The organism is Arthrobacter sp. C9C5 (genome assembly GCF_013359735.1).
GTDB lineage: Bacteria > Actinomycetota > Actinomycetes > Actinomycetales > Micrococcaceae > Arthrobacter.
Genome location: NZ_JABFMX010000002.1, coordinates 70,422 through 97,045, shown reverse-complemented (window position 1 = coordinate 97,045; position 26,624 = coordinate 70,422). Strand labels below are relative to the sequence as shown.

Genomic DNA, 26,624 nt, shown 5'->3' with positions numbered 1-26,624 from the left:
CTCGTCATCGCAAAAGCCCTTCGTAGTGACGCTGCTGTAGCTGCGCATCAATCTGCTTGACGGTCTCCAAACCTACGCCCACCATGATCAGGATCGAGGTGCCGCCGAACGGGAAGTTCTGGTTGGCGTTGATCAGGACCAAGGCAATCAGCGGGATCAGGGCCACAAAGCCCAGGTAGATCGCGCCGGGCAGGGTGATCCTGGAAAGCACATACTGCAGGTAATCCGCGGTCGGCTTGCCGGCACGGATACCCGGAATGAAGCCGCCGTACTTCTTCATGTTGTCAGAAACTTCCTCAGGGTTGAAAGTGATCGCAACATAGAAGTAAGTGAAGAACACAATCATGGCGAAGTACAGGGCCATGTAGATGGGGTGGTCACCGCGGGTCAGGTTGTTGTTGATCCACTCAACCCACGGCGCGACGGGCTCGCCCGGCGCGGGCCGGTTGAACTGCGAGATCAGGCCCGGCAGGTACAGCATCGAGGACGCGAAGATGACGGGCACGACGCCGGCCATATTCACCTTGATGGGAATGTAGGTGCTGGTGCCGCCCACGGTGCGGCGGCCGATCATCCGCTTGGCGTACTGCACCGGGATCCGGCGCTGGGACTGCTCAACGAAGACGACCAGGGCGACGGTCAGCAGGCCGATGACCAGCACCATGAAGAAGGTGCCCGGACCCTGCGCCTTCCAGATCGCGCCGAGCGACGTCGGGAAGCCGGCGGCGATGGAGGTGAAGATGAGCAGCGACATGCCGTTGCCCACGCCCTTCTCGGTCACGAGCTCACCCATCCACATGATCAGGCCGGTGCCGGCCGTCAGCGTGATGATGATCAGGATCGTGGTGATGATGCTCGCGTCCGGAATGATCGGCAGCTGGCAGTTCGGCAGCAGCTGGCCGGAGCGCGCCAGCGACACCAGCGTCGTGGCGTTCAGGAGGCCCAGGGCGATCGTGAGGTACCGGGTGTATTGGGTCAGCTTGGACTGGCCCGAGGCGCCCTCTTCGTAGAGCTGCTGGAACCGGGGAATGACCACGCGCAGCAGCTGGACGATGATGCTTGCCGTGATGTACGGCATGATCCCGAGCGCGAAAATTGAGACCTGCAGCAATGCACCGCCGCTGAACAGGTTGACGAGCTGGTAGATCCCGCCCGAGGTCTGACCGTTCTGCAAGCATTGCTGGACATTCTGGTAGTTCACACCAGGCGAGGGGATGAAGGCACCCAAGCGGAAGATTGTGATGATTCCCAGCGTGAACAACAACTTGCGTCGCAGATCAGGCGTGCGAAAGGCCCGGCCAAATGCGCTAAGCAAGCGTCCTCCTGAGTAATAAGTAAAGTCGTGTGAGATAGGTCAAATAAACCCAACAACCGAGTCTAACGGGTGGATGCGTCCGGCGAACAATCGGCATGGCCGGGAAACAGAAAAAACTCCCGGCACCGGGGGCCTGAGCCCCACGGTGCCGGGAGTTTCAACAACAGGCAACTGCCCCGCCGCCTCTTTAGAGGGCGGTGGTGCTTCCGCCTGCTGCGGCAATCTTTTCTGCGGCGCTGGCCGAGAATGCGTGGACGGTGACGTCAACCTTGACGGTGATGTCGCCGGTGCCCAGCACCTTGACGGGCTGGTTCTTGCGAACGGCACCCTTTTCGACCAGGTTCTCCACGGTGACTGCGCCACCTTCCGGGAACAGCTCGTTGAGCTTGTCCAGGTTTACAACCTGGTACTCAACCCGGAACGGGTTCTTGAAGCCGCGCAGCTTCGGCAGGCGCATGTGCAGCGGCAGCTGGCCGCCGGCAAAGCCAGCCTTGATCTGGTAGCGGGCCTTCGTACCCTTGGTACCGCGACCAGCGGTCTTACCCTTGGAACCTTCACCACGACCAACACGGGTCTTGGCGGTCTTGGCACCCGGGGCGGGACGCAGGTGGTGAACCTTCAGTGCGTTCTGCTTCTCAGCAGCGGCGCCCTGTGCCTTCTCGGCGGTGTTCTTCTCTGCCATTTACTTCGCCTCCTCTACCTTTACCAGGTGCGGAACCGTGTTGAGCATCCCGACGGTCACGGCGTCGGCGGTGCGGACAACGGTGTGTCCGATCCGCTTCAGGCCGAGGGACCGAAGGGTGTCGCGCTGGTTCTGCTTGCCGCCAATGGCGGACTTGAGCTGAGTGATCTCCAACTGAGCGTCGGAGGGAATCAGGTTCTTAGCCATGACTCAAACACCTGCCTTCTGGTTCAGGAGCGCCTTCACCATTGCCGGCGGAGCGATCTCATCGAGCGGGAGGCCGCGGCGTGCTGCCACTGCTGCCGGCTCTTCGAGGCGCTTCAGCGCATCAACGGTCGCGTGAACGATGTTGATGGCGTTGGAGGAACCGAGCGACTTGGAGAGGATGTCGTGGATGCCCACGCACTCCAGTACTGCACGGACCGGACCGCCGGCGATAACACCGGTACCGGCGGAAGCCGGACGCAGCATGACAACGCCTGCAGCGGCTTCGCCCTGCACGCGGTGCGGGATGGTGCTGCCGATGCGGGGAACGCGGAAGAAGGACTTCTTGGCCTCTTCAACGCCCTTCGCGATGGCGGCGGGAACTTCCTTAGCCTTGCCGTAGCCGACGCCGACCATACCGTTGCCGTCACCGACGACGACGAGGGCGGTGAAGCTGAAGCGACGACCACCCTTGACGACCTTGGAAACACGGTTGATGGTTACGACGCGCTCTACGAACTGGCTCTTCTCGGCTTCGCGGCCGCCGTCGCGGCCACCACGGCCACCACGGTCGCCACGGCCCTGGCCGCGGTCGCCACGCTCGCCACGACGGGCGCCACCACGGCGGTCGTCAGTGGTAGCAGGCGCAGCGGTCTCAGTTGCCGGAGCAGCTACAGCTTCAGTCACCTGAATGTCCTTTTCGTTATTTTCGGTCACAGTGCCAGCCCACCTTCACGTGCGCCGTCAGCGACGGCGGCGATCCGGCCGTGGTACTTGTTACCACCGCGGTCGAAGACAACAGCTTCGATACCGGCAGCCTTGGCGCGCTCGGCGACGAGCTCGCCAACGCGCTTGGCCTTGGCGGTCTTGTCACCGTCGAATGCACGAAGGTCGGCTTCCAGAGTGGACGCGCTCGCTACGGTCAGGCCCTTGGTGTCATCGACAACCTGGACGAATACGTGGCGTGCGGAACGGTTGACGACCAGACGCGGACGTACAGCCGTACCGGAGATGCGCTTGCGGATACGAAGCTGGCGGCGGCTGCGCTGGGCAGACTTGCTCTTGTTCGTACGCTTCTTGTTAATTGCGATGGCCATGGTTACTTACCAGCCTTTCCGACCTTGCGGCGGATGACTTCGCCGGCGTAGCGGATGCCCTTGCCCTTATAGGGGTCCGGCTTCCGCAGCTTGCGAATGTTGGCAGCAACCTCGCCGACCTGCTGCTTGGAGATACCTGAAACAGAGAGCTTGGTCGGGGTCTCAACTGCAAAGGTGATGCCGTTCGGAGCCGAGACGCTAACCGGGTGGCTGTAGCCCAGAGCGAACTCCAGGTCAGAACCCTTGGCCTGGACGCGGTAACCGGTACCGACAATCTCAAGCTTCTTCTCGTAGCCTGCGGTAACGCCCTGGATCATGTTGGCGATCAGGGTGCGGGTCAGGCCGTGCAGCGAACGGGAGGCGCGCTCGTCGTTCGGGCGGGCGACAGTCAGGGTGCCATCTTCCAGGGTGACCTCGATCGGGCTGGCCACAGTGTGGCTCAGCTCGCCCTTGGAACCCTTGACGCTGACGACAGAGCCGTCAACCTTGACCTCAACGCCGGCAGGAACGGTGATGGGGAGACGTCCAATACGTGACATTATTCTCTTCCTTTCCCGTTACCAGACGTAAGCGAGGACTTCGCCGCCCACGCCCTTCTTGCCGGCCTGCTTGTCAGTCAGGAGGCCGGAAGAGGTGGACAGGATTGCGATACCCAGGCCACCCAGCACGTGCGGCAGGTTGGTGGACTTTGCGTAAACGCGCAGTCCCGGCTTGGAAATACGACGAACACCAGCGATGGAACGCTCGCGGTTCGGACCGAACTTGAGCTCGAGGGTCAGCTTCTTGCCAACCTCCGCGTCTTCTTCCTTCCAGGAGGCGATGAAGCCTTCTGCCTTCAGGATGTCAGCAACGCGTGCCTTGAGCTTGCTGTAAGGCATAGACACGGAATCGTGGTATGCCGAGTTTGCATTGCGCAGACGCGTAAGCATATCTGCGACAGGATCTGTCATAGTCATGTGGGCTCTTGCCCTTCCTCATAACGGTTTCCGCTGTCCTGGAATTAACGCCAGGCAGTCGGACCTTTTACGTAGCTAGATTAATCTTCGGTCTTGAACGGGAAGCCAAGCGCCTTGAGCAGCGCGCGGCCTTCGTCGTCGGTCTTGGCAGTGGTCACGACGGTGATGTCCATGCCGCGAACGCGGTCGATGGAATCCTGGTCGATCTCGTGGAACATAACCTGCTCGGTCAGACCGAAGGTGTAGTTGCCGTTGCCGTCGAACTGCTTGCCGCTGAGGCCCCGGAAGTCGCGGATACGCGGCAGTGCCAGCGTGACCAGACGGTCCAGGAATTCCCACATGCGGTCGCCACGCAGAGTTGCGTGCGCACCGATCGGCATGCCTTCGCGCAGCTTGAACTGTGCGATCGACTTGCGGGCCTTGGTTACCTGCGGCTTCTGGCCGGTGATCAGGGTCAGATCGCGGACAGCGCCGTCGATCAGCTTGGAGTCCTTAGCGGCATCTCCAACACCCATGTTCACAACGACCTTCACCAGACGGGGAACCTGGTTGACGTTCTCGTACTTGAATTCCTCAACGAGCGAGCTCTTGATGGAATCCGCGTACTTGGTCTTCAGACGAGGAACGATCTTGCTTGCCGGAGTCTCGAGAGTCTCAGTCATTAGATGTCCTTCCCTGAGCTCTTGGCCACGCGGACACGCACTTCACGCTTCACGCCATCGCGCTCAACGGTCTCGGTGCGGAAACCGACGCGGGTGGGCTTCTTGGTGGAGGGGTCAACCAGAGCCACGTTGGAGATGTGGATTGAAGCCTCAACGACCTCGATGCCACCGGTCTTGGTGCCGCGCTGCGACTGACCGACCTTGGTGTGCTTGGTTACGCGGTTAATGCCTTCAACCAACACGCGGTTGGTCTCCGGGAATACGCGCAGAACCTTGCCCTGCTTGCCACGGTCGCCGCCGCGCTCAGCCTTGGCGCCAGTGATGACCTGAACGAGGTCACCCTTTTTGATCTTAGCCATGGACTAGAGCACCTCCGGAGCCAGAGAAACGATCTTCATGAACTTCTTGTCGCGAAGTTCACGACCAACCGGTCCGAAGATACGGGTACCGCGGGGGTCACCGTCGTTCTTCAGGATCACAGCTGCGTTCTCGTCAAACTTGATGTAGGAACCATCCGCACGGCGGCGTTCCTTCTTGGTACGGACGATGACAGCCTTGACGACGTCGCCCTTCTTTACGTTGCCGCCCGGAATTGCGTCCTTGACGGTAGCGACGATCACGTCGCCAATGCCTGCGTAGCGACGGCCAGATCCACCGAGAACGCGAATGGTAAGGATTTCCTTAGCACCCGTGTTGTCGGCGACCTTGAGTCGCGACTCCTGCTGAATCACTATTTACTCCTTGCGTCGCGCCGGTTCTCAGACCGAAAATCTTCCTACGGAATGAGCCTTGCGGAACGGTTGATCGGGGTGTCTCTTGACCTGCCTGGATTTTGCCAGACCAGGCCTAAACGCCCGTGCCAAAAACAGTTGCTTCCCGGGCGCGCGAGGCGCGAGGGGGCACTATGCCGTGGCACGATTGTTTACGAGGTTGATGATGACGCACGAAAGGCGCCATACAAACTCAAAATCTTAGCACGTTTCCGGCACATCCCCATATCACAGCCACCGGCCCCCTGCCCACGACGCGCGAACGCACACTTGCGTCCCCACCGCCGGCCACGCGCGTGGCGGGATCGTGGGCGCGACGTGGGCGTCGGGCGGGCCCTCAGCGGCCGGCAGCGGCCGACGTCATCACTGGGGGCAGTCTTTTGGCCCGCCTTCCGCCGCTCTCCCCCGCGAACCGGGCCCGCCGGCGTCGTGCCCCGCTGAAACACTGCGCCACGTGACGCGCTAGGGCTGCCGCGGGGCGCCGCCGGGAACGAGGAAACCCCCGTTCCCAGAAGGGAACGGGGGTTTCGGCGCAGATCCCCTGGCGGGGACGCTGCAGGTGTTACTTGGCCTTCTCGAGGATCTCCACCAGGCGCCACCGCTTGGTAGCGGACAACGGGCGGGTCTCGGCGAGGAGAACGAGGTCGCCGATGCCGGCGGAGTTCTCTTCGTCGTGAGCCTTGATCTTCGTGTTGCGGCGCATAACCTTGCCGTAGAGGGCGTGCTTCACGCGGTCTTCGACCTGGACAACGATGGTCTTTTCCATCTTGTCCGAGACGACATAGCCGCGCTTCGTCTTACGGTAACCGCGCTCGTCAGCCTTGGCTGCGTCGGAAACAGTTTCCGTCACGTTCTCGTCCTTTTCACTCACTTGGCGTCCTCCTCGGTCTCAACCGTTTCAGCCTTGTCAGCCTTCTTGGTTGCAGCCTTCTTGGACTTCTTTTCTTCCTTGGCTTCCACAACCGGTGCGGCAACCTCGGCACGAATGCCCAGCTCGCGCTCACGGAGAACGGTGTAGATGCGTGCGATGTCCTTCTTTACCGCGCGCAGACGACCGTGGTTCTCCAGCTGTCCGGTGGCGGACTGGAAACGCAGGTTGAACAGCTCTTCCTTGGCCTTGCGGAGTTCTTCAACGAGACGCTCGTTGTCGAAACCGTCCAGCTGTGCGGATGCAAGTTCCTTGGATCCTACTGCCATTTCTACTCACCACCTTCGCGACGCACAATGCGTGCCTTCAACGGCAGCTTGTGGATTGCCAGGCGCAGGGCCTCGCGAGCTACCTCTTCACTGACACCGGAGAGTTCAAAGAGAACCCGGCCCGGCTTGACGTTTGAGACCCACCATTCCGGAGAACCCTTACCGGAACCCATGCGGGTTTCGGCCGGCTTCTTCGTCAGCGGACGGTCCGGGTAGATGTTGATCCAGACCTTTCCGCCACGCTTGATGTGGCGGGTCATCGCGATACGGGCAGATTCGATCTGACGGTTCGTGACGTAGGCCGGGCTCAGAGCCTGGATACCCCACTCACCGAACGAGACCTCGGTGCCGCCCGTGGCAGCGCCGGAACGACCCGGGTGGTGCTGCTTACGGTGCTTTACTCGACGCGGGATAAGCATTTAAGCCTGTCCTCCTTCTACTGCCGGTGCAGCTGCTTCGACAGCCGGAGCGTCGGCAGCAGCGGGTGCAGCCTCGGCCGGGCGGTCGTTACGACGACGGCGGTCACCACGGTCAGCGCCACCCGGGCGGCCCGGACGATCGCTGGCACCACGGCCGCGGGACGGAGCAGCAGCTGCCTGCTGAGCCAGTTCCTTGGCGGTGACGTCACCCTTGTAGATCCAGACCTTCACGCCGATGCGGCCGAAGGTGGTCTTGGCCTCGTAGAAGCCGTAGTCGATGTTCGCGCGGAGGGTGTGCAGGGGCACACGGCCTTCGCGGTAGAACTCCGAGCGGGACATTTCTGCGCCACCCAGTCGACCCGAGCAAGCGATACGGATGCCCTTGGCACCAGCGCGCTGCGCGGACTGCATTGCCTTCTTCATCGCGCGGCGGAAAGCCACGCGGGAAGTCAGCTGCTCTGCAACGCCCTGGGCAACAAGCTGGGCTTCCATCTCGGGGTTCTTGACCTCGAGGATGTTCAGCTGGACCTGCTTGCCGGTGAGCTTTTCGAGCTCGCCGCGGATGCGGTCTGCCTCGGCGCCGCGGCGGCCGATCACGATGCCCGGACGTGCCGTGTGGATATCCACGCGGACACGGTCGCGGGTGCGCTCGATCTCAACCTTGGCGATGCCGGCGCGCTCCATGCCCGTGGACATGAGCTGGCGGATACGGATGTCTTCGCGAACGAAGTCCTTGTACCGCTGGCCGGACTTGGTGCTGTCGGCGAACCAGTGCGATACGTGATCGGTGGTGATACCGAGTCGGAACCCGTGCGGGTTAACTTTCTGTCCCACTTAGCGAGCCTCCTCTTTCTCCGGGGTAGCGACTACCACGGTGATGTGGCTCGTGCGCTTCTTGATCTGAAATGCACGACCCTGGGCACGCGGCTGGAACCGCTTCATGGTCGGGCCTTCATCAACAAACGCTTCGCTGATGATGAGATCACCTTCGTCAAACGCCACGCCGTCGCGGTCCGCGAGGACCCGGGCGTTGGAGATTGCCGACTGAACTACCTTGAATACCGGCTCAGAAGCTGCCTGCGGGGCAAACTTCAGAATTGCCAGAGCCTCGTTCGCTTGCTTACCACGAACAAGGTTGACGACGCGCCGGGCCTTCATAGGCGTTACGCGGATGTGACGCGCAATTGCCTTGGCTTCCATTGCTTTCCTTCTCTCGTCTTTGACGTAAGTGCAGGCGCCTAGCGGCGCTTGCCCTTACGGTCGTCCTTGACATGGCCGCGGAATGTCCGCGTGGGAGCGAATTCGCCGAGCTTGTGCCCGACCATCGACTCAGTGACAAACACCGGGATGTGCTTGCGTCCGTCGTGCACGGCGATCGTGTGGCCGAGCATGTCGGGGACGATCATCGAACGGCGGGACCAGGTCTTGATGACGTTCTTGGTGCCCTTTTCGTTTTCCCTGGCTACCTTCACAAAGAGGTGCTGGTCAACGAAAGGACCTTTTTTCAGGCTGCGTGGCATGTGTCCAGGCTCCTATCGCTTGTTCTTGCCAGTACGACGGCGACGAACAATAAGCTTGTCGCTCTCTTTGTTGGGACGGCGGGTGCGGCCTTCGCGCTTACCGTTCGGGTTGACGGGGTGACGTCCACCGGACGTCTTACCCTCGCCACCACCGTGCGGGTGGTCGACCGGGTTCATGGCGACACCACGGACGGTCGGGCGGACGCCCTTCCAGCGCATACGGCCGGCCTTACCCCAGTTGATGTTCGACTGCTCGGCGTTGCCGACCTCGCCGACGGTTGCGCGGCAGCGCACGTCAACGTTGCGGATTTCGCCGGAAGGCAGACGCAGCTGGGCGAAACGGCCTTCCTTTGCAACGAGCTGGATCGATGCGCCGGCGGAGCGGCCCATCTTGGCGCCGCCACCCGGACGCAGTTCAACTGCGTGGATTACGGTACCGACCGGGATGTTGCGCAGCGGCAGGTTGTTGCCGGGCTTGATGTCAGCGTCGGCACCTGCTTCCACGGTGTCACCCTGGGCCAGCTTGTTCGGGGCGATGATGTAACGCTTGGTGCCATCAACGTAGTGCAGGAGGGCGATGCGAGCCGTGCGGTTCGGATCGTACTCGATTTCGGCAACGCGGGCGTTGACGCCGTCCTTGTCGTGGCGACGGAAGTCGATCAGACGGTACTGGCGCTTGTGGCCACCACCCTTGTGACGGGTCGTGATCTTACCGGTGTTGTTACGGCCACCCTTTTTCGGGAGGGGACGTACCAACGACTTTTCCGGCGTCGACCGCGTGATTTCGGTGAAGTCCGCTACGCTCGAGCCACGACGGCCCGGGGTAGTCGGCTTGTATTTACGGATTCCCATAATTTATTTCCTCGTTAAAGTGGTCTCCGCTACGAGAGCGGACCGCCGAAGATGTCGATAGTGCCTTCTTTGAGGCTCACAATGGCACGCTTGGTGTTCTTGCGGGTACCCCATCCGAATTTGGTGCGCTTGCGCTTACCGGCACGGTTGATGGTGTTGATCGATTCGACCTTGACGGAGAAAATCTTCTCCACGGCCAGCTTGATCTCGGTCTTGTTCGAGCGGGGGTCCACCAGGAAGGTGTACTTGCCCTCGTCGATCAGGCCGTAGCTCTTTTCCGAAACGACGGGTGCAAGCACGACGTCGCGCGGGTCTTTGATGGTGGCTGCGCTCACTTGGCATCCTCCTCGTTCTTTGCAGCCTTGTCAGCAACGAATGCTTCGTAGGCAGCCTTGGTGAAGACTACGTCGTCAGAAACGAGCACGTCGTAGGTGTTCAGCTGGTCTGCGTACAGAACGTGAACATCCTGGAGGTTGCGCACGGAGAGTGCAGCAACGTCGTTGGCGCGGTCGATGACAACGAGCAGGTTCTTGCGCTCGGAGACGCCACGCAGCGTTGCCAGTGCGTCACGGGAAGACGGCTTGGTGCCGGCGACCAGATCAGCAACGACGTGGATGCGGCCGTTACGGGCGCGGTCAGAGAGAGCGCCGCGCAGTGCAGCAGCAATCATCTTCTTGGGGGTGCGCTGGCTGTAGTCACGCGGCGTGGGGCCGTGGACGATGCCACCACCGGTCATGTGAGGAGCACGGATTGAACCCTGACGGGCGCGGCCGGTGCCCTTCTGCTTGAACGGCTTGCGACCTGCACCGGAAACTTCGGCGCGGGTCTTGGTCTTGTGGGTACCCTGGCGAGCAGCAGCGAGCTGTGCAACGACGACCTGGTGCAGCAGCGGCACGTTGGTCTGTACGTCGAAGATCTCTGCGGGCAGGTCAACCTTGACAGTGCTAGTCATTGAACTAGGCTCCCTTCACGGCGGTGCGTACGAGTACGACCTGGCCGCGGGCGCCGGGGACGGCACCCTTGATCAGGAGCAGCGACTTCTCGACGTCAACCGCGTGGACCGTGAGGTTCAGCGTGGTGTGACGAACGGCGCCCATGCGGCCGGCCATTTTCATGCCCTTGAAGACGCGGCTCGGGGTGGATGCGCCACCGATTGAACCGGGCTTACGGTGGTTCTTGTGGGCACCGTGGGAAGCTCCAACGCCGTGGAAGCCGTGACGCTTCATAACACCGGCGAAGCCCTTACCCTTGGTGGTGCCAACGACGTCGATCTTCTGGCCGGCTTCGAAGAGCTCTACGGAGAGCTCCTGGCCCAGCTCGTAAGAGTCAGCATCTGCAGTGCGCAGTTCTACGACGTGGCGGCGAGGCGTGACGCCTGCCTTTTCAAAGTGACCAGCCAGCGGCTTGGTGACCTTGCGGGGGTCGATCTGGCCGTAGCCGATCTGAACGGCGACGTAGCCATCAGTCTCTGCATTGCGCAGCTGCGTGATGACGTTCGAGTCAGCCTGGACCACAGTGACGGGGATGAGCTTGTTGTTCTCGTCCCAGACCTGGGTCATGCCGAGCTTCGTGCCCAGCAGGCCCTTTACGTTACGGGTTGCGGTCATAGTCTCTCAGCACCTCCCTACAGCTTGATTTCGATGTTCACGTCGGCCGGCAGGTCGAGACGCATGAGCGAATCGACAGCCTTGGGCGTGGGATCGATGATGTCGATAAGACGCTTGTGCGTGCGCATTTCAAAGTGCTCGCGGCTGTCCTTGTACTTGTGCGGAGAGCGGATTACGCAGTAAACGTTCTTCTCCGTCGGCAGCGGCACGGGGCCAACTACAGTTGCGCCTGCGCGCGTGACCGTCTCAACGATCTTCCGTGCTGAAACGTCAATGACCTCGTGGTCGTATGACTTCAGCCGGATGCGGATTTTTTGTCCCGCCATGTCGCCTGACTCTCTTTCAGTAAATGCTGCTCTGTTTACTTACCTGTTGTATGGCTGCCGAAGCATTTGAAGTCGTAACTACCACCCGCCGCACAAGCTGAATCCGGATGAATCCGGGTTCCTCAACCTGCCGACGCAACCGACCCCCGCGGTCGGGCGTGTCGCGCTTTGCACGCGTACTCGTCCGCAGTTCCTTGGGAAGTGGGTTATGTTTGGGCTCTTACTTGGACCCTGGCACCCGGCATTATCCGGATCGGGACGCGAAAGAGCGCTTGAACAACTCATCTAGTATGCCGGAATTAATCGGCAGAAGCGAATCAGCGCCGACAGGGCCTGCCCGTCGCTGCCCGCTCCCCACGAGTATTGGTCCGGCCGGCGCCCGGTCATTGCCTTCAGCAACGGTCGATACGAAGATAGGGGCATGACCGTGCAGGATTCCCCCGCCGTCCAGGCCCTCGCTGCCAAGCTGCGGCCTGGCTTCATGCTGGGGGTGGCCTCCGCCGCCTTCCAAATCGAAGGCGCCCTCGCGGCCGGGGGCCGAGGGCCCTCCGGCTGGGACGCCTTTGCCGAGAAGCCCGGCAGCATCCAGGACGGACACTCCCCCGCCGTCGCCTGCGATCACTACAACCGCACGGACGAGGACGTCCGGTTGATGCGCGAGCTGGGCATCGATTCCTACCGGTTCTCGATTTCCTGGCCGCGGATCCAGCCGGACGGCACGGGTCCGTTCAACGCCGAGGGCCTCGACTTCTACGACCGGCTGATCGACCGGCTCCTCGAGGCCGGCATCTCGCCGATGGCCACGCTGTACCACTGGGACACCCCGCTTCCGCTGGAGCACCGCGGCGGCTGGATGAACCGGACGACGGCGGAACGCTTCGCCGAGTACAGCGCCGCCGCCGGCGCCCGGTTCGGGGACCGGGTGACCCAGTGGGTGACCTTGAACGAACCGGCCTCCGTCACCCTCAACGGCTATGCCCTGGGCGTGCACGCGCCCGGCCACGACCTGCTCTTCGACGCCCTGCCGTCGGTGCACCACCAGCTTCTGGCCCACGGACTCGCGGTCCAGGCCTTGCGGGCCGAGGGTGTCACCGGGGCGGTCGGCGTCACCAACCTGCACTCCCCCGTCCGGCCGGCCACCGGGTCCGTCACGGACAGGCTGCTGGCGAAGGTCTTCGATCTCGCGCTGAACCGCATTTACGCCGATCCGATCCTGTTGGGGAGCTATCCAAAACCGCCGCTGGTGGCCCGGCCCTGGTTCCGTGCCCTAGGCAAGATCTCCGACGCGGACCTGCGCAATATCCACCAGCCACTGGATTTCTACGGGGTGAACTACTACTACCCGGTGAAGGTGGCCACCGGCCGCGGCCCCGCGGACAGTCCGGTCGGTTCAGCGGAGGCGATGGTGAAGCTACCGTTCCACTTCGCCGCATTCCCGGAGTACGAAACCACCGGCTTCGGCTGGCCGGTTGCGCCGGACCACTTGGGTCCGCTGCTTCGGGAAATGAAAGACCGGTACGGCGAAGCCCTCCCACCGCTCTACATCACCGAGAGCGGGGCGAGCTTCCCGGAACCGGACCATGTGGACGGGCCGATCGCTGACGCGGGCCGGATCAGCTACCTGGCCGACCATCTGGGCCACGCCCTCGCGGCGACGGCCCCCGGCGGGATCGCCGACGACGTCGAACTCCTGGGCTACTACGTGTGGACGCTGATGGACAACTTTGAGTGGGCGGCCGGCTACTCCCAGCGCTTCGGCCTGGTCCACGTCGACTTCGACACCCAGGCGCGGACCCCCAAGGAGTCCTTTTATTGGTACCAGGCACTGAGCCGGGCCAGGCAGGACCAGTCCGCGCGCTAAATCCCTGCCCCGCTACTGGTTCTTGTTGGCGCGGTCGATGCGTTTTGCACGCTCGATCTCGTGCCGGAAGTACTTCTTGGCCCACAGCCCGCCTGCGACGACGGCGGCAACCACCACCAAGAAAATGATCCATTCCATGCCGGACTCCTCTCTTCACCTGCAACCGTAGCAGGCACTTAAAAGGAACAGCCCCGCTGCAGTGCAGCGGGGCTGTTCCTTTCGTCACGGCGGCCGTCAGACGGCCGGCCGATCAGGAGTTCAAGCTCAGATCAGCAAGTACTACTTGATGATCTTGGTGACGCGTCCCGAACCAACGGTGCGGCCGCCTTCACGGATAGCGAAGCCGAGGCCCTCTTCCATTGCGATCGGCTGGATGAGCGCAACGGTCATCTCAGTGTTGTCGCCGGGCATAACCATTTCCGTGCCTTCCGGCAGGGTGATAACGCCGGTTACGTCCGTGGTGCGGAAGTAGAACTGCGGGCGGTAGTTGGAGTAGAACGGGTTGTGACGTCCGCCTTCGTCCTTGGAGAGGATGTAGACGTTAGCCTCGAAGTCGGTGTGCGGGGTGATGGAACCCGGCTTGACGACAACCTGGCCACGCTCGACATCGTCGCGCTTCAGACCGCGGAGCAGGAGGCCACAGTTCTCGCCGGCCCATGCTTCGTCGAGCTGCTTGTGGAACATCTCGATACCGGTAACCGTGGTCTTCTGGACCGGGCGGATGCCGACGATCTCGACCTCAGAGTTGATCGCGAGGGTTCCACGCTCGGCGCGGCCCGTAACAACGGTGCCACGGCCGGTGATCGTGAAGACGTCTTCGATCGGCATCAGGAACGGCTTGTCACGGTCACGTACCGGGTCCGGAACGGACTCGTCGACAGCAGCCATCAGGTCCTCAACGGACTTGACCCACTCCGGGTCGCCTTCCAGAGCCTTCAGGCCGGAAACGCGGACAACCGGTGCTTCGTCGCCATCGAAGCCCTGCGAGCTCAGGAGCTCACGAACTTCCATTTCGACGAGGTCGAGGAGTTCCTCGTCATCGACCATGTCAGCCTTGTTCAGTGCCACCAGCAGGTAGGGAACACCAACCTGGCGGGCGAGCAGAACGTGCTCGCGGGTCTGGGCCATCGGGCCGTCAGTGGCGGCAACCACGAGGATTGCACCGTCCATCTGAGCAGCGCCGGTGATCATGTTCTTGATGTAGTCAGCGTGACCCGGAGCGTCTACGTGTGCGTAGTGGCGCTTCTCGGTCTGGTACTCAACGTGGGAGATGTTGATGGTAATGCCGCGCTGACGCTCTTCGGGTGCAGAGTCAATCGACGCGAAGTCACGCTTCTCGTTGAGAGTCGGGTACTTGTCGTACAGCACCTTGGAAATGGCGGCCGTCAGCGTCGTCTTACCGTGGTCAACGTGACCAATGGTACCGATGTTAACGTGCGGCTTAGTCCGCTCGAACTTTGCCTTTGCCACAGGTTCCTCCTAGAACGTTTTCAAATGACTTACCCTTCGACCGCGCTTGTCGCGGCTGAAACTCCAGTAAGTCTACTTGGGGGGCTTTGGATTGGTGAAATTGCAGATTCAGGAACTAATACTAGTCCCTCGAGCCTGTTCGTGCTGGCGGCCGGATCCGGTCTGGACCGACTGCATCCGGCCGGGGCCGGCCGCCAGCACCAGGTGAATCCCCTATTGAGGAAACGCACCCGAGTGTTCTCGCTGCTGCGGGAAGTCCGTGGGGACTACTCGCCGCGGCTCTTCTGGATGATCTCGTCGGCAACTGCCTTCGGGACCTCGGCGTAGCTGTTGAACGTCATGGAGTACACAGCGCGGCCCTGGGTCTTCGAACGCAGGTCACCGATGTAGCCGAACATGCCGGACAGCGGGACGTGCGCGCGGATGACCTTGACGCCCTGGGCATCTTCCATGGACTGCATCTGGCCACGGCGGGAGTTGAGGTCACCGATAACTTCACCCATGTATTCCTCAGGGGTGCGGACCTCGACATCCATCAGCGGTTCAAGCAGGACAGGGTTCGCCTTGCGTGCGGCTTCCTTGAAAGCCATACGGCCGGCGATCTTGAACGCCATTTCCGAGGAGTCAACATCGTGGTAAGCGCCGTCAATCAGCGTCGCCTTGATGCCGACAACCGGGTATCCGGCCAGGACGCCGTCGTTCAGCGCATCCTGGATACCCGCGTCAACGGACGGGATGTATTCGCGCGGAACGCGGCCACCGGTGACCTTGTTCTCGAACTGGTACATCTCGCCTTCGGACGTGTCCAGGGGCTCGATGGCGATCTGGATCTTTGCGAACTGGCCCGAACCACCGGTCTGCTTCTTGTGCGTGTAGTCGTGACGCTCTACAGCACGCTTGATGGTTTCGCGGTAGGCAACCTGGGGCTTGCCCACGTTTGCCTCGACCTTGAATTCGCGACGCATGCGGTCCACCAGGATGTCCAGGTGGAGCTCGCCCATGCCGGCGATGATGGTCTGGCCGGTGTCTTCGTTGAGGGAGACCTGGAAGGTCGGGTCCTCAGCGGAGAGCTTCTGGATGGCCGTGGAGAGCTTCTCCTGGTCACCCTTGGTGTTCGGCTCGATCGCGACCGAGATCACGGGCTCCGGGAAGCTCATGGACTCGAGGACGATCTGGTTCGACGCATCGCACAGGGTGTCGCCCGTGGTGGTGTCCTTCAGGCCGATCGCTGCGTAGATGTGGCCAGCGGTAGCGCCGTCAACGGGCATTTCCTTGTTGGCGTGCATCTGGAACAGCTTGCCGATGCGCTCCTTCTTGCCCTTGGTGGAGTTGACCACCTGTGCGCCTGCTTCCACGTGACCGGAGTACACGCGGATGAAGGTGAGCTGGCCGAAGAAGGGGTGTGCGGCAATCTTGAACGCCAGCGCGGAGAACGGCTCGTCAGCGGAAGGCTTACGGGTCAGTTCCTTCTCTTCGTCGCGAGGATCGTGACCGATCATCGGGGGGACGTCGAGCGGGTTCGGCAGGTAGTCCACGACGGCGTCGAGCATCGGCTGGACGCCGCGGTTCTTGAACGCGGAGCCACAGAAGACCGGGTAGAGCTCGGAGTTGATCGTCATCTTGCGGATGCCGGCCTTGAGCTCGTCGATCGAGATCTCTTCGCCCTCGAGGTACTTCTCCATGAGCTCTTCGGAGGACTCTGCAACGGTCTCAACGAGAGTTGCGCGGTACTCTTCGGCCTTTTCCTTGAGGTCAGCCGGGATCTCCTGGATCTCGTACTTGGCACCCATGGTGACGTCACCCTTGGAGTCGCCGGGCCAGACCAGTGCGCGCATGTAGAGCAGGTCGACGACGCCGATGAAGTCGTTCTCGGCGCCGATCGGCAGCTGCATGACGAGCGGCTTGGCACCGAGGCGGCTGACGATGGTGTCGACGGTGAAGTAGAAGTCAGCGCCGAGCTTGTCCATCTTGTTGACGAAGCAGATGCGCGGGACGTTGTACTTGTCGGCCTGGCGCCAAACAGTCTCGGACTGCGGCTCCACGCCTTCCTTGCCGTCGAACACGGCGACTGCACCGTCGAGGACGCGCAGGGAGCGCTCAACCTCAACCGTGAAGTCCACGTGGCCGGGGGTGTCAATGATGTTGATCTGGTTGTTTTCCCAGAAGCAGGTCACGGCGGCAGACGTGATGGTGATGCCGCGTTCCTTCTCCTGTTCCATCCAGTCGGTGGTCGACGCGCCGTCGTGCGTTTCGCCGATCTTGTGGTTCACACCCGTGTAGAACAGGATGCGCTCGGTAGTAGTGGTCTTGCCGGCATCAATGTGGGCCATGATGCCGATATTGCGGACCTTGCTAAGGTCGGTAAGCACGTCCTGTGCCACGGTGTCTCCCTTTCGGATGGACTGCACGTTCGCCGCCGACTCGGTTGAGCCGGCGGCGTCCGGGAAGTATTACCAGCGGTAGTGTGCGAAGGCCTTGTTGGACTCGGCCATCTTGTGGGTGTCTTCGCGACGCTTCACAGCGGCTCCGAGACCGTTCGAGGCATCCAGGATTTCGTTCTGGAGGCGCTCGGTCATCGTCTTTTCGCGGCGGGCCTTGGAGTAGCCAACCAGCCAGCGGAGGGCGAGGGCCGTGGAACGGCCCGGCTTGACCTCGACGGGAACCTGGTAGGTGGCGCCACCGACGCGGCGGGAGCGGACCTCGAGGGAAGGCTTGACGTTGTCCATGGCCTTCTTGAGGGCTGCAACCGGGTCGCCGCCGGACTTGGCGCGTGCGCCTTCGAGGGCACCGTAAACGATGCGCTCTGCGGTGGACTTCTTGCCGTCAACCAGCACCTTGTTGATCAGCTGAGTGACCAGCGGGGAGCCGTAAACGGGATCTAGTACTAGCGGCCGCTTGGGGGCCGGACCCTTGCGAGGCATATTACTTCTTCTCCATCTTTGCGCCGTAGCGGCTGCGGGCCTGCTTACGGTTCTTCACACCCTGGGTATCGAGGGCGCCACGGACGATCTTGTAACGGACACCCGGAAGGTCCTTAACACGGCCGCCACGGACGAGCACAATGGAGTGCTCCTGCAGGTTGTGGCCAACACCGGGGATGTAGGCGGTGACTTCAACGCCGCCGTTGAGGCGCACGCGGGCAACCTTACGGAGAGCCGAGTTCGGCTTCTTCGGGGTCGTCGTGTAGACGCGGGTGCAGACACCGCGGCGCATCGGGCTGCCGTTAAGCGCGGGAGCCTTGGTCTTCTTGACCTTAGGCGTGCGGCCCTTGCGGACCAGCTGGTTAATCGTAGGCACTCTCGTGTTCTCCGTTTTATCCGGAGCGGCCGTTGACGGCTGCTCTCTTGTCGCTTCGCCCCGCCGCTCGAGCTTTGAAGTTCTCTCCAGAGCAGCTGAGGCGAAGCCTTAATAGTCGGACCGCACACCGGGGCTCCGGACTCTCATCCTGGACTGCCCCTAGGCATGCGAAAATGTGGCATACGTTGCACAAGAACCCTGCAAACCGGAAACGTCGTCCTGGTCGAACCTTTCGGCTACAACCGGCGCTCTCATCCACTGCCACAATAACAATTAGTCTCAAGTCTAACACGGACGGCCCGCAGCCCTTAATCGGCGCGGAAACCCGGCCCTCCGCTCCCATCGACTGCTCCCGGCGAAGCTTGCTACCTGGCCCAGCCGGCGACGCGGCGGGGAGCAGGCTGCGGGTTAAACGGGGATGGTCCCACACCTTGCGGTGCGGGACCATCCCCGGCAGAGCTACGACGGCCCGGAGGGGCCGCCGCGGCGGTTAGCGGAAGTCGCTGCCCAAGTCGTAGTCATCCAGCGGGATGGCGTGGAACTCAGGAGCTCCGTCGCCGCCCAGGGAGTCGTAGGAGAAGTCGCTGAACGCGCTCGGGCCGGTGAACAGATTGGCCTTCGCTTCTTCAGTCGGCTCCACCGTGACCTCGGTGTAGCGCGGGAGACCCGTGCCGGCCGGGATGAGCTTACCGATGATGACGTTTTCCTTGAGGCCGAGCAGCGGATCGCTCTTGCCTTCCATGGCCGCCTGCGTCAGGACGCGGGTGGTCTCCTGGAAGGAAGCTGCGGACAGCCAGGACTCGGTCGCCAGGGACGCCTTGGTGATACCCATGAGCTCGGGACGGCCGGAGGCCGGCGTCTTGCCCTCGGAGACAACGCGGCGGTTGGCATCCTCGAAGCGGCTGCGCTCGGCGAGCTCGCCGGGCAGCAGATCCGATTCACCGGACTCGATGACCGTGACGCGGCGCAGCATCTGGCGGACGATAACCTCGACGTGCTTGTCGTGGATACCGATGCCCTGGCTGCGGTACACGCCCTGGACTTCGTCAACCAGGAACTTCTGCGCGGCACGGGGGCCCATGATGCGCAGAACCTGCTTGGGGTCGACCGGACCGTTGATGAGCTTCTGTCCGACGCTGACGTGCTCGCCGTCCTCGATGAGAAGACGTGAACGGCGCAGAACCGGGTAGGCGATCTCTTCGGACCCGTCATCCGGGGTGATGACCAGGCGCATCTGGCGCTCGGACTCTTCGATGGTGATGCGGCCGGCTGCTTCAGCAATCGGTGCGACACCCTTCGGAGTACGGGCTTCGAAGAGCTCCTGGATACGGGGCAGACCCTGGGTGATGTCGTCACCACCGCCGGCGGAGACAGCACCACCAGTGTGGAAGGTACGCATGGTCAGCTGGGTACCCGGCTCACCGATGGACTGTGCGGCAATGATGCCCACGGCCTCGCCGATGTCCACGGTCTTGCCGGTGGCCAGCGAACGGCCGTAGCACAGGGCGCAGGTGCCGACGCTGGACTCACAGGTGAGAACGGAGCGGACCTTGACCTCGGTGATGCCGGCTGCGAACAGTTCGGCAATGACGACGTCGCCGCAGTCAGTGCCGGCCGCCGCCAGGACCTTGCCCTTGGCGTCAACGACGTCCACGGCCAGGGTGCGGGCGTATGCGCTGTTCTCGACGTTTTCGTCCAGGACCAGTTCGCCATTGGCGTCAGCCACCGCGATCGGGGTGACGAGGCCGCGTTCGGTGCCGCAGTCCTCTTCACGGACGATGACGTCCTGCGAAACGTCCACCAGACGACGGGTCAGGTAACCCGAGTTGGCGGTACGCAGTGCGGTATCGGCCAGACCCTTACGGGCACCGTGCGTGGCGATGAAGTATTCCAGCACCGACAGGCCCTCGCGGTAGGAGGACTTGATCGGACGCGGGATGATCTCGCCCTTCGGGTTGGCCACCAGGCCACGGATACCCGCGATCTGACGGACCTGCATCCAGTTACCACGGGCACCGGAGGACACCATGCGGTTGATGGTGTTCATCGGCGACAGGCTGTCACGCATCGCCTGGGCGATCTCGTTGGTTGCCTTGTTCCAGATCTCGATCAGTTCCTGGCGACGCTCGTCGTCGTCGATCAGGCCCTTGTCGTACTGGCCCTGGATCTTCGCGGCCATGGTCTCGTAACCGGCGAGGAGCTCCGGCTTAGAGGCCGGGACCTCGATGTCGGAGATGGCGACCGTGACGCCCGAGCGGGTTGCCCAGTAGAAACCGGCATCCTTCAGGTTGTCCAGCGTTGCCGCCGTGACTACCTTCGGGTAGCGCTCGGCGAGGTCGTTGACGATCCGGGACAGCTCGCCCTTGTCGGCAACAGCCTCAACCCACGGGTAGTCCGCAGGCAGCGTCTGGTTGAAGATGACCTGGCCGAGGGAGGTTTCGACCAGTGCGGTCTGACCCGGCTCCCAGCCTTCGGGAGCTTCCCAGCCGGCGTAAGGAACGAAGTCCTCGAGCCGGATCTTGACCTTGGAGTTCAGGTGCAGCTCGTGCAGGTCGAACGCCATGATGGCTTCCGAAACGGAGGAGAAGATCCGGCCTTCGCCAGCTGAACCGACACGCTTAGTGGTCAGGTGGTAGAGACCGATGATCATATCCTGCGAAGGCAGCGTCACCGGGCGGCCATCGGACGGCTTCAGGATGTTGTTCGAGGACAGCATCAGGATCCGGGCTTCGGCCTGGGCTTCGGGGCTCAGCGGCAGGTGGACTGCCATCTGGTCGCCGTCGAAGTCGGCGTTGAAGGCGCCACAAACCAGCGGGTGGAGCTGGATTGCCTTGCCTTCAACGAGCTGCGGCTCGAACGCCTGGATGCCGAGACGGTGCAGGGTAGGTGCACGGTTCAGCAGCACGGGGTGTTCGGTGATGATCTCTTCGAGCACGTCCCAGACCTGCGGGCGGTAGCGCTCGACCATCCGCTTGGCCGACTTGATGTTCTGTGCGTGGTTGAGGTCAACCAGGCGCTTCATCACGAACGGCTTGAAGAGCTCAAGCGCCATCTGCTTCGGCAGACCACACTGGTGCAGCTTCAGCTGCGGGCCGACGACGATCACGGAACGGCCCGAGTAGTCGACGCGCTTACCCAGGAGGTTCTGGCGGAAACGACCCTGCTTGCCCTTGAGCATGTCGCTCAGGGACTTCAGCGGGCGGTTGCCCGGTCCGGTGACCGGACGGCCGCGGCGGCCGTTGTCGAAGAGGCTGTCAACAGCTTCCTGAAGCATGCGCTTCTCGTTGTTGACGATGATCTCCGGGGCACCGAGGTCAAGCAGGCGCTTGAGGCGGTTGTTGCGGTTGATCACTCGGCGGTACAGGTCGTTGAGGTCGGAGGTCGCGAAGCGGCCACCGTCCAGCTGGACCATCGGGCGCAGTTCCGGCGGGATCACCGGGACGGCGTCCAGCACCATGCCGAGCGGGCTGTTGTTGGTGGTCAGGAACGCGTTGACCACCTTGAGCCGCTTCAGGGCGCGGGTCTTGCGCTGGCCCTTGCCGTTGGCGATGATGTCGCGCAGCAGGTCCGACTCGGCCTGCATGTCGAAGCCCTCAAGACGCTTCTTGATGGCCTCGGCACCCATGGAGCCTTCGAAGTACATGCCGTAGCGGTCACGCAGTTCGCGGTACAGGCCCTCGTCACCTTCGAGGTCGGCGACCTTGAGGTTCTTGAAGCGGTCCCAGACCTGCTCGAGGCGCTCGATCTCAGCATCCGCGCGCTTGCGGACGTTGGCCATCTGGCGGTCGGCGGAGTCGCGGGCCTTCTTCTTGTCAGCAGCCTTGGCGCCTTCACCCTCGAGGCGCGCGATCTCGTTTTCGAGGTCGCGGGCGATCGTGGCGATGTCCGAGTCGCGGTTGTCGATCAGCTGCTTCTTCTCGATGTCGTGCTCAACCTGGAGGTTGGGCAGTTCCTCGTGACGGGCATCAGCGTCGACGCTGGTGATCATGTAGGCGGCGAAGTAGATGACCTTTTCGAGGTCCTTCGGCGCCAGGTCAAGGAGGTAGCCCAGGCGGGACGGTACACCCTTGAAGTACCAGATGTGCGTGACCGGGGCGGCCAGCTCGATGTGGCCCATGCGCTCACGGCGCACCTTGGCACGGGTGACCTCAACGCCACACCGCTCGCAGATGATGCCCTTGAAGCGCACGCGCTTGTACTTGCCGCAGTAGCATTCCCAGTCGCGGGACGGGCCGAAGATCTTCTCGCAGAAGAGACCGTCCTTCTCGGGCTTGAGCGTGCGGTAGTTGATGGTTTCCGGCTTCTTAACCTCGCCGTAAGACCAGCCACGGATGTCTTCCGCGGTGGCGAGGCCGATCTGCATGAGGCCGAAGGAGGATTCGCTGGACATATGGTCCCTGTTCTCTCTTGTTCTCTAAATTCTGAAGTCTTGGGTTACGGGAAGAGGGAGGTGGCGTCCGACGGCGGGTGGTGACCCGCCGTCGGACCCCGCCTGCTAGACCTCTTCTACGGAACTGGGCTCTGCACGAGACAGATCGATGCCCAGTTCTTCCGCAGCCGTGAAGACTGCGTCATCAGAGTCACGCATTTCAATTGTGGTTCCGTCCGTGGAAAGAACTTCCACGTTCAGGCACAGCGACTGCATTTCCTTGATCAAGACCTTGAAGGACTCAGGAACGCCCGGCTCCGGGATGTTCTCGCCCTTGACGATGGCTTCGTAGACCTTCACACGACCGTGGATATCATCCGACTTGATCGTGAGGAGCTCCTGGAGCGTGTAGGCGGCGCCATAGGCTTCGAGCGCCCACACTTCCATTTCACCGAAGCGCTGGCCACCGAACTGTGCCTTACCACCCAGCGGCTGCTGCGTGATCATGGAGTACGGGCCGGTGGAGCGCGCGTGGATCTTGTCGTCCACCAGGTGGTGGAGCTTCAGGATGTACATGTAGCCGACCGAGATCGGATCCGGGAACGGCTCGCCGGAGCGGCCGTCAAACAGGCGGGTCTTGCCCGAAGAGTTGATCAGGCGGTCGCCGTCGCGGGTGACGTTGGTGGAGTCGAGCAGGCCCGTGATTTCTTCTTCACGAGCACCGTCGAAGACCGGCGTTGCGACAGTGGTCTGGCCACTCTCACGCGGCAGGTTCGGCAGCTGCTTGACCCACTCGGGCTCGCCCTCGATCTTCCAGCCGGTCTTGGCAACCCAGCCGAGGTGCGTTTCGAGCACCTGGCCGACGTTCATACGGCCCGGAACACCCAGCGGGTTCAGGACGATATCAACGGGGGTGCCGTCGGCAAGGAAGGGCATGTCCTCGATCGGAAGGATCTTGGAGATAACACCCTTGTTGCCGTGACGGCCGGCGAGCTTGTCGCCGTCGGTGATCTTGCGCTTGGCGGCCACGTAGACGCGGACCAGCTGGTTGACGCCCGGGGGCAGCTCGTCGTCGTTGTCGCGGTCGAAGACGCGGACACCGATCACGGTGCCGGACTCGCCGTGCGGAACCTTCAGCGATGTGTCGCGCACTTCGCGGGACTTCTCACCGAAGATGGCGCGCAGCAGGCGCTCTTCCGGGGTCAGCTCGGTCTCGCCCTTGGGCGTGACCTTACCTACCAGGATGTCGCCGGCTTCGACCTCGGCACCGATGTGGATGATGCCGCGCTCGTCCAGGCCTGCCAGGACTTCCTCGGACACGTTCGGGATGTCACGGGTGATTTCCTCGGCACCAAGCTTGGTGTCGCGGGCGTCGATCTCGTGCTCCTCGATGTGGATCGAGGACAGGACGTCCTCGGCCACGATCCGCTGGGACAGGATGATGGCATCCTCGAAGTTGTGGCCTTCCCATGACATGAATGCCACGAGCAGGTTCTTACCGAGGGCGAGCTCGCCCTGGTCCGTTGCCGGGCCGTCAGCGATGATGCCGCCGACCTCCAAGCGCTGGCCTTCGTTCACCAGGACACGGTGGTTGTAGCAGTTGCCCTGGTTGGAGCGGGCGAACTTGTTGATCCGGTAGTTGGTCTCCGTGCCGTCGTCGTTGAGCATGATGACGAGCTCGGCGGAAACCTCGGTGACCACACCGGCCTTCTTCGCGATGACTACGTCACCGGCGTCGACGGCGGCGGCGCGCTCCATGCCGGTGCCGACGAACGGCGCCTCGGAGCGGACCAGCGGGACAGCCTGGCGCTGCATGTTGGCACCCATGAGTGCACGGTTGGCATCGTCATGCTCGAGGAACGGGATCAGGGCGGTAGCCACGGACACCATCTGGCGCGGGGAAACGTCCATGAACTCGACGTCGGCGGCGGGAACCAGCACGGGCTCGCCTCCACCACCACGGGCACGGACCAGCACGGTCTCTTCGGCGAAACGCTTGTTCTCGTCGAGGGGGGCGTTGGCCTGTGCGATCAGGACCTCGGCCTCGTCGTCGGCGGTGAGGTACTGGACCTCATCGGAAACGACACCCTCGGAGACCAGGCGGTACGGGGTCTCGATGAAGCCGAACGGGTTGATGCGTCCGTAGGAAGCCAGCGAACCGATCAGACCGATGTTCGGGCCTTCAGGGGTTTCGATGGGGCACATACGTCCGTAGTGGGACGGGTGCACGTCACGAACTTCCATGCCGGCGCGGTCACGGGACAGACCACCCGGGCCAAGCGCGGACAGGCGGCGCTTGTGGGTGAGGCCCGAGAGCGGGTTGTTCTGGTCCATGAACTGTGACAGCTGGGAGGTTCCGAAGAACTCCTTGATGGCTGCCACGACGGGGCGGATGTTGATCAGGGTCTGCGGCGTGATGGCCTCGACGTCCTGGGTCGTCATACGCTCGCGGACAACGCGCTCCATGCGGGACAGTCCGGTGCGGACCTGGTTCTCGATGAGCTCGCCGACGGCGCGGATGCGGCGGTTGCCGAAGTGGTCGATGTCATCGATCTCGACGCGCAGCTCGTGGTCCTGGCCGTCGCGCTTGCCCATGAGGGTCTTCTCACCGGCGTGCAGGGCTACCAGGAACTTGATCATGGCAACGATGTCTTCAACGTGCAGCACGGATGCTTCCTTGTCGCCAAGGGAGCGGTCGATGCCGAGCTTGCGGTTGATCTTGTAACGGCCGACCTTGGCCAGATCGTAGCGCTTGGAGTTGAAGTACAGGTTGTCCAGCAGGGACTGGGCAGCCTCGACGGTGGGCGGCTCGCCCGGTCGCAGCTTCCGGTAGATGTCCAGCAAGGCGTCTTCGCGGGTTTCGGTGGCGTCCTTCTCCAGCGTTGCGCGCATGGAGTCGTACTGGCCGAACTCTTCGAGGATCTGGCCTTCGGTCCAGCCGAGGGCCTTCAGCAGCACGGTGACGGACTGCTTGCGCTTGCGGTCGAGGCGAACGCCGACCTGGTCGCGCTTGTCGATTTCGAGTTCGAACCAGGCGCCGCGGGACGGGATGATCTTCGCGGTGAAGATGTCCTTGTCGCTGGTCTTGTCCGCGGTGCGCTCGAAGTAGGCGCCCGGGGAACGGACCAGCTGGGACACGACGACACGCTCGGTGCCGTTGACGACGAAGGTGCCCTTCTCGGTCATCAGCGGGAAGTCACCCATGAACACGGTCTGCTGCTTGATTTCGCCCGTGTTGTTGTTCATGAATTCGGCCTTGACGTACAGCGGAGCCGAGTAGGTAGCGTCCCGGTCCTTGCACTCGGCCATGGTGTACTTCGGATCAGCGAACTCCGGCTCGGAGAAGCTCAGGGACATGGTGCCCTGGAAGTCCTCGATCGGGGAGATCTCTTCGAAGATGTCAGACAGGCCCGAAGTGGTGGCGACGCTGAGGTCGCCTTCTTCGACGGCCTTCGCGACGCGTGCCTGCCAGCGTTCGTTTCCGACCAGCCAGTCGAAGCTGTCGGTTTGCAGGGCAAGCAGATTCGGAACGTCAAGCGGTTCGTGAATCTTTGCGAAGGAGAGCCGGCGGGTTGCACCGTCGGTGCTGTCGGCATTGATAGCGGTAGCGTTGTTTACATTAGAGGTGCTCGAGGCGACCAAGAGGGATCCTTCCACAGACCTTCAGGCGTTTTCAGATCTCCCCCGTTATGCACCCTGCGAAGTGACTCCGCAGTGCTACCAGTCCGGTTCCGCTATATGACCCGGGACCCCGCTGCCCATGCTGGTGCGCGTTGTAGACGGCACATTGATGGAGCAGCTGTCAGGCTAAGCCCACCGCTATATGAAGGCTGAAGGTAAACAGGGAAGACGCAAATATCTACGATACGGCAAAGCAACCTACTTGTCTACCCCACTTGCGGCGTGAATGCAAGCACGGCTCCCGCTCCCCCACGGCCTCGCCGCAGGTTCGCCCACAGCCGGGCCGCTTCCGCGGAATGGCTCCGTGATGGGGCTCACGATAGCCTTGGAGGACATCAT

29 protein-coding genes are annotated in these 26,624 nt (G+C 62.4%); 1 reads left to right on the top strand and 28 read right to left on the bottom strand.

Translation table 11 applies throughout. The features are described 5' to 3' along the window. Positions 1-4 precede the first annotated feature (4 nt). The 21 genes from secY to rpsJ all read right to left on the bottom strand — a co-directional run bounded on the left by secY (position 5) and on the right by rpsJ (position 11,607). Positions 5-1,315, bottom strand: a complete 1,311-nt coding sequence (gene secY / locus HNO80_RS02015; protein ID WP_175321179.1) for a preprotein translocase subunit SecY — start codon at positions 1,313-1,315, stop codon at positions 5-7. A gap of 187 nt (positions 1,316-1,502) precedes the next feature. Beyond that, positions 1,503-1,997 carry a 50S ribosomal protein L15 gene (gene rplO / locus HNO80_RS02010; protein WP_011692793.1) on the bottom strand — a complete coding sequence of 165 codons (495 nt, stop codon included), beginning with the start codon at positions 1,995-1,997 and terminating at the stop codon, positions 1,503-1,505. Beyond that, a complete protein-coding gene (rpmD, locus tag HNO80_RS02005) occupies positions 1,998-2,204 on the bottom strand; it encodes a 50S ribosomal protein L30 (protein WP_175321178.1) in 207 nt (68 codons plus the stop codon). Positions 2,205-2,207: 3 nt separating this feature from the next. Then, positions 2,208-2,888: a 30S ribosomal protein S5 gene (gene rpsE / locus HNO80_RS02000; protein ID WP_173403037.1), complete on the bottom strand. Its 681-nt coding sequence runs from the start codon at positions 2,886-2,888 to the stop codon at positions 2,208-2,210. Positions 2,889-2,914: 26 nt separating this feature from the next. Further along, entirely contained in the window at positions 2,915-3,298 is a 384-nt protein-coding gene (rplR, locus tag HNO80_RS01995) for a 50S ribosomal protein L18 (protein ID WP_018773674.1), read from the bottom strand. A gap of 2 nt (positions 3,299-3,300) precedes the next feature. Beyond that, positions 3,301-3,837, bottom strand: a complete 537-nt coding sequence (gene rplF / locus HNO80_RS01990; RefSeq protein WP_175321177.1) for a 50S ribosomal protein L6 — start codon at positions 3,835-3,837, stop codon at positions 3,301-3,303. Positions 3,838-3,855: 18 nt separating this feature from the next. Next, on the bottom strand, positions 3,856-4,254 hold the full coding sequence (rpsH, locus tag HNO80_RS01985) for a 30S ribosomal protein S8 (RefSeq protein WP_056737814.1): 399 nt from the start codon (positions 4,252-4,254) through the stop codon (positions 3,856-3,858). Between the two features lie 80 nt (positions 4,255-4,334). After that, the gene (gene rplE / locus HNO80_RS01980) at positions 4,335-4,916 is read right to left on the bottom strand and encodes a 50S ribosomal protein L5 (protein WP_056425240.1); all 582 of its coding nucleotides are present in this window, start codon (positions 4,914-4,916) and stop codon (positions 4,335-4,337) included. Continuing rightward, entirely contained in the window at positions 4,916-5,275 is a 360-nt protein-coding gene (gene rplX, locus HNO80_RS01975; RefSeq protein WP_066436866.1) for a 50S ribosomal protein L24, read from the bottom strand. Before rplX ends, rplE begins: the two co-directional genes overlap by 1 nt. A 3-nt stretch (positions 5,276-5,278) precedes the next feature. Next, on the bottom strand, positions 5,279-5,647 hold the full coding sequence (gene rplN, locus HNO80_RS01970; protein WP_003803789.1) for a 50S ribosomal protein L14: 369 nt from the start codon (positions 5,645-5,647) through the stop codon (positions 5,279-5,281). 601 nt (positions 5,648-6,248) lie between these two features. Continuing rightward, a complete protein-coding gene (gene rpsQ / locus HNO80_RS01965; protein ID WP_056737811.1) occupies positions 6,249-6,557 on the bottom strand; it encodes a 30S ribosomal protein S17 in 309 nt (102 codons plus the stop codon). Further along, complete coding sequence (gene rpmC / locus HNO80_RS18035) at positions 6,554-6,883, bottom strand: 50S ribosomal protein L29 (RefSeq protein WP_011692802.1); 330 nt, start codon at positions 6,881-6,883, stop codon at positions 6,554-6,556. The genes rpsQ and rpmC overlap by 4 nt, the downstream gene beginning before the upstream one ends. A 2-nt stretch (positions 6,884-6,885) precedes the next feature. Beyond that, positions 6,886-7,302, bottom strand: a complete 417-nt coding sequence (gene rplP / locus HNO80_RS01955; RefSeq protein WP_138768571.1) for a 50S ribosomal protein L16 — start codon at positions 7,300-7,302, stop codon at positions 6,886-6,888. Further along, positions 7,303-8,136 (bottom strand): 30S ribosomal protein S3, encoded by an 834-nt coding sequence (gene rpsC / locus HNO80_RS01950; RefSeq protein WP_175321176.1) that lies wholly within the window; start codon positions 8,134-8,136, stop codon positions 7,303-7,305. Continuing rightward, entirely contained in the window at positions 8,137-8,502 is a 366-nt protein-coding gene (gene rplV / locus HNO80_RS01945) for a 50S ribosomal protein L22 (protein WP_003803798.1), read from the bottom strand. 38 nt (positions 8,503-8,540) lie between these two features. Beyond that, positions 8,541-8,822: a 30S ribosomal protein S19 gene (gene rpsS / locus HNO80_RS01940; RefSeq protein ID WP_018773666.1), complete on the bottom strand. Its 282-nt coding sequence runs from the start codon at positions 8,820-8,822 to the stop codon at positions 8,541-8,543. A 12-nt stretch (positions 8,823-8,834) separates the two neighbouring features. Continuing rightward, complete coding sequence (rplB, locus tag HNO80_RS01935; protein WP_024366131.1) at positions 8,835-9,674, bottom strand: 50S ribosomal protein L2; 840 nt, start codon at positions 9,672-9,674, stop codon at positions 8,835-8,837. Between the two features lie 29 nt (positions 9,675-9,703). Then, positions 9,704-10,009: a 50S ribosomal protein L23 gene (rplW, locus tag HNO80_RS01930; protein ID WP_018773664.1), complete on the bottom strand. Its 306-nt coding sequence runs from the start codon at positions 10,007-10,009 to the stop codon at positions 9,704-9,706. Beyond that, positions 10,006-10,626, bottom strand: a complete 621-nt coding sequence (rplD, locus tag HNO80_RS01925; protein WP_175321175.1) for a 50S ribosomal protein L4 — start codon at positions 10,624-10,626, stop codon at positions 10,006-10,008. The genes rplW and rplD overlap by 4 nt, the downstream gene beginning before the upstream one ends. Before the next feature lie 4 nt (positions 10,627-10,630). Further along, complete coding sequence (gene rplC / locus HNO80_RS01920) at positions 10,631-11,281, bottom strand: 50S ribosomal protein L3 (protein WP_003803812.1); 651 nt, start codon at positions 11,279-11,281, stop codon at positions 10,631-10,633. 17 nt (positions 11,282-11,298) lie between these two features. Continuing rightward, positions 11,299-11,607 carry a 30S ribosomal protein S10 gene (gene rpsJ, locus HNO80_RS01915; RefSeq protein WP_003803825.1) on the bottom strand — a complete coding sequence of 103 codons (309 nt, stop codon included), beginning with the start codon at positions 11,605-11,607 and terminating at the stop codon, positions 11,299-11,301. A gap of 421 nt (positions 11,608-12,028) precedes the next feature. Between rpsJ and HNO80_RS01910 the strand changes: the two genes are divergently transcribed. Next, positions 12,029-13,468: a GH1 family beta-glucosidase gene (locus tag HNO80_RS01910; protein ID WP_175321174.1), complete on the top strand. Its 1,440-nt coding sequence runs from the start codon at positions 12,029-12,031 to the stop codon at positions 13,466-13,468. A 12-nt stretch (positions 13,469-13,480) separates the two neighbouring features. Here the strand turns inward: HNO80_RS01910 and HNO80_RS18030 are convergent, their stop codons facing one another. The 7 genes from HNO80_RS18030 to rpoB form a co-directional block, all read right to left on the bottom strand. Then, positions 13,481-13,606, bottom strand: a complete 126-nt coding sequence (locus HNO80_RS18030; protein ID WP_283810425.1) for a hypothetical protein — start codon at positions 13,604-13,606, stop codon at positions 13,481-13,483. Between the two features lie 141 nt (positions 13,607-13,747). Beyond that, the gene (gene tuf / locus HNO80_RS01905) at positions 13,748-14,938 is read right to left on the bottom strand and encodes an elongation factor Tu (RefSeq protein ID WP_003803827.1); all 1,191 of its coding nucleotides are present in this window, start codon (positions 14,936-14,938) and stop codon (positions 13,748-13,750) included. 266 nt (positions 14,939-15,204) lie between these two features. Next, entirely contained in the window at positions 15,205-17,319 is a 2,115-nt protein-coding gene (gene fusA / locus HNO80_RS01900) for an elongation factor G (protein ID WP_175321173.1), read from the bottom strand. A 69-nt stretch (positions 17,320-17,388) separates the two neighbouring features. Continuing rightward, on the bottom strand, positions 17,389-17,859 hold the full coding sequence (rpsG, locus tag HNO80_RS01895) for a 30S ribosomal protein S7 (RefSeq protein ID WP_026531948.1): 471 nt from the start codon (positions 17,857-17,859) through the stop codon (positions 17,389-17,391). A 1-nt stretch (position 17,860) separates the two neighbouring features. Continuing rightward, positions 17,861-18,235: a 30S ribosomal protein S12 gene (gene rpsL, locus HNO80_RS01890; protein ID WP_011692814.1), complete on the bottom strand. Its 375-nt coding sequence runs from the start codon at positions 18,233-18,235 to the stop codon at positions 17,861-17,863. 490 nt (positions 18,236-18,725) lie between these two features. Next, positions 18,726-22,625, bottom strand: a complete 3,900-nt coding sequence (locus HNO80_RS01885; protein ID WP_175321172.1) for a DNA-directed RNA polymerase subunit beta' — start codon at positions 22,623-22,625, stop codon at positions 18,726-18,728. 105 nt (positions 22,626-22,730) lie between these two features. Next, positions 22,731-26,246, bottom strand: a complete 3,516-nt coding sequence (rpoB, locus tag HNO80_RS01880) for a DNA-directed RNA polymerase subunit beta (RefSeq protein WP_138768564.1) — start codon at positions 26,244-26,246, stop codon at positions 22,731-22,733. Positions 26,247-26,624: the final 378 nt, after the last annotated feature.